Source organism: Streptomyces sp. NPDC048600 (assembly GCF_055587025.1).
Map to the genome: position 1 here is coordinate 1 of NZ_JBVJGZ010000068.1, position 2,817 is coordinate 2,817.

General features: G+C 71.8%; 3 protein-coding genes. 2 read left to right on the plus strand and 1 reads right to left on the minus strand.

Annotated elements, in window-relative coordinates; all coding sequences use genetic code 11:
- Positions 1 to 123: 123 nt before the first annotated feature.
- Entirely contained in the window at positions 124 to 534 is a 411-nt protein-coding gene (locus ACZ6SQ_RS38280; RefSeq protein ID WP_469570657.1) for a winged helix-turn-helix transcriptional regulator, read from the minus strand.
- Between the two features lie 88 nt (positions 535 to 622).
- Between ACZ6SQ_RS38280 and ACZ6SQ_RS38285 the strand changes: the two genes are divergently transcribed.
- Together ACZ6SQ_RS38285 and rarD are read left to right on the plus strand one after the other, a co-directional pair.
- On the plus strand, positions 623 to 1,477 hold the full coding sequence (locus tag ACZ6SQ_RS38285; RefSeq protein WP_469570660.1) for an NAD(P)H-binding protein: 855 nt from the start codon (positions 623 to 625) through the stop codon (positions 1,475 to 1,477).
- Between the two features lie 230 nt (positions 1,478 to 1,707).
- The gene (gene rarD / locus ACZ6SQ_RS38290; RefSeq protein ID WP_469570662.1) at positions 1,708 to 2,694 is read left to right on the plus strand and encodes an EamA family transporter RarD; all 987 of its coding nucleotides are present in this window, start codon (positions 1,708 to 1,710) and stop codon (positions 2,692 to 2,694) included.
- Positions 2,695 to 2,817 lie beyond the last annotated feature (123 nt).

A 2,817-nucleotide genomic window follows, 5' to 3' on the forward strand; every position in this document is an offset into this window, starting at 1 on the left:
CACCCAGATGGCCGACCAGCTCGACACGGCCGTCGAACAGCACGGCAAGGGCGACCTCGCCGCACTGCTCACCGGCGGCGACACCTGGACCGTCGTCGGCTGACCCGACGGGAGCAGGCTGTCTCACGAGGCCCGGGCGGACTCCGTCCGGGCCTCGTCGTATGCCGTGCGGGCGTCCGCGACGTCGGACATCCGGCGCTCGGTCCACAGGGCGAGGGCGCGCACCTGCTCGGCGGCCTCACGGCCCAAGGGGGTCAGCGAGTAGTCGACTCGGGGCGGGATGACGGGCTTGGCGTCCCGCAGGACCAGGCCGTCGCGCTCCAGGGTCTGGAGGGTCTGGGTGAGCATCTTCTCGCTGACGCCCCGCCCGAACCGGCCGATCTCGCGGCGCAGTTCGCTGAAGCGGTAGGAGCGCTCCATCAGGGCGATCAGCACCAGGACGCCCCAGCGGCTGGTGACGTGCTCCAGCACCAGGCGGTACGGGCACATGGCCTCGGCCTCGGCCGATGAGATCTTCGAGTTGCTTACTCCCATGCCAGTACCTTACTTCAAAGTGGGTACTTACGAAAAGTTAGTACCCCTCCTAGGGTGAGTGACACAGACACCGAAGGAGATCATCACCATGAGCATCGTCGTCACCGGCGCCACCGGAAAGCTCGGCCGTCACGTCGTGGAGCAGCTGCTGGAGAAGGTTCCGGCGGAGCGGATCACCGCGGTCGTGCGGGACGAGGCGAAGGCCGCCGACCTCGCCGAGCGCGGCGTACGGCTGGCCGTCGCGGACTACAACGCCCCCGAGACCTTCGACGGGCTGTTCGCGGCCGGCGACAAGGTGCTGCTGATCTCCGGGAACGAGTTCGACAAGGGCCGCCCGGCCCAGCACAAGGTCGTCATCGACGCCGCCGCGGCCGCGGGGGTCGCTCTGCTCGCCTACACCAGCGCCCCGGGCGGCCTGACCGCCGCGCTGGCCGACGACCACCGCGCCACCGAGGAGATCCTGCTGGCCTCGGGCGTGCCCTACGCCCTGTTGCGCAACGGCTGGTACTTCGAGAACTACACCGAGAACCTCGCCCCGGTCCTGGCGCACGGGGCCGTGGTGCAGGCCGCGGGCGACGGCCGTGTCTCCGCCGCCTCCCGCGCGGACTACGCGGCCGCGGCGGTCGCCGTGCTGACCGGCGAGGGCCACGAGAACAAGACCTACGAACTGGGCGGCGACGAGCCCTTCGGCTTCGCCGAGTACGCGGCCGAGCTGAGCCGGCGGACCGGGCGCGAGATCACCTACACGCCCGTCTCGCCCGAGGCGTTCACCGGCATCCTGACCGGCGCCGGGCTGCCCGAGGTGTTCGCCGGGATCCTCGCCGCGGTGGACGTGTCGGTGGAGAAGGGCGAGCTGGTCGTCTCCACCGGGGACCTGTCCCGGCTGGCCGGCCGCCCGACGACGACGCTCGCGGAGGCGGTCGCCGCGGCGGTCGAGGCCTGAGCGAGCGGCCGGGGCCGGGATGTCAGGGGCGGGAGGCCGGGGCCGGGAGGCCGGGGCTTTCCACCCGTACCCCCCGCATGTCATGACCGTATGGCGATACGGGCATGACACGCGGGGGTGCTCGGCGCTACCTTGTCCCAGCGGGTGATGGCGGCGAGTGAGGAGGGCCCGTGGGCGAGGCGAAGGGCGAACGGCGCGTCGGACTGCTGAACGGTTTCGCGGCCTACGGGATGTGGGGGCTGTTCCCCCTGTTCTTCCCGCTGCTGGCACCCGCCGGAGCGGCCGAGGTGCTCGCCCACCGGATGGTGTGGTCCTTCGCCGTCGTGGCCGTGGTCCTCGTCGTCCTGCGCCGGTGGCGCTGGATCGGCGAGCTGGTGCGGCAGCCGCGCCGGCTGGCGCTGGTGACCGTCGCCGCGGCCGTGATCGCCGTCAACTGGGGCGTGTACATCTGGGCCGTGAACAACGACCGGGTCGTCGAGGCATCCCTCGGTTACTTCATCAACCCGCTGGTCACCATCGCGATGGGCGTACTGCTCCTCAAGGAGCGGCTCCGGCCCGTGCAGTGGGCGGCCGTCGGGACCGGCTTCCTCGCCGTCGTCGTCCTCACCGTCGGCTACGGCCGTCCGCCGTGGATCTCGCTCGTGCTGGCCTTCTCCTTCGCCACGTACGGCCTGGTGAAGAAGAAGGTGAACCTCGGCGGTCTGGAGTCGCTGGCGGCCGAGACCGCGATCCAGTTCCTGCCCGCGCTGGGCTATCTGCTGTGGCTGGGCGCCCAGGGCCGGTCGACCTTCACCTCCGAGGGCGCCGGGCACACGGCCCTGCTGGCCGCGACCGGCGTCGTGACGGCGATCCCGCTGATCTGCTTCGGCGCGGCCGCGATCCGTGTGCCGCTGTCCACGCTGGGACTGCTCCAGTACCTCGCCCCGGTCTTCCAGTTCCTGCTCGGCGTCGCCTACTTCCACGAGGCCATGCCGCCGGAGCGGTGGGCCGGCTTCGCCCTGGTCTGGCTGGCGCTGACGCTGCTGACCTGGGACGCGCTGCGCACGGCACGGCGGGCGGCACGGGCCCTGCGGGCCGGGGCGGCGGAGTCCGCGGGCCTGGCGGGGGCGGTGACGGGCGCGCCCGTGGCCGAACCGGCGGTGGCCTCGGGCCCGGCGGCTTCTCCGGAACCGGCGGTGGCTCCGGGCGCGGCCGAGCCCATGGAATCCGCTTCGTAGCGACGGGTGAGCCCGCCCTCAGAAGGGCCCTAGGCGCTGTTTCTCGGATCTCTCTACCTGAGTGGGGTGTTGGGGGCAGGCTGGCTGTATGGGACGTGGTGATCTGACGAACGCGGAGTGGGA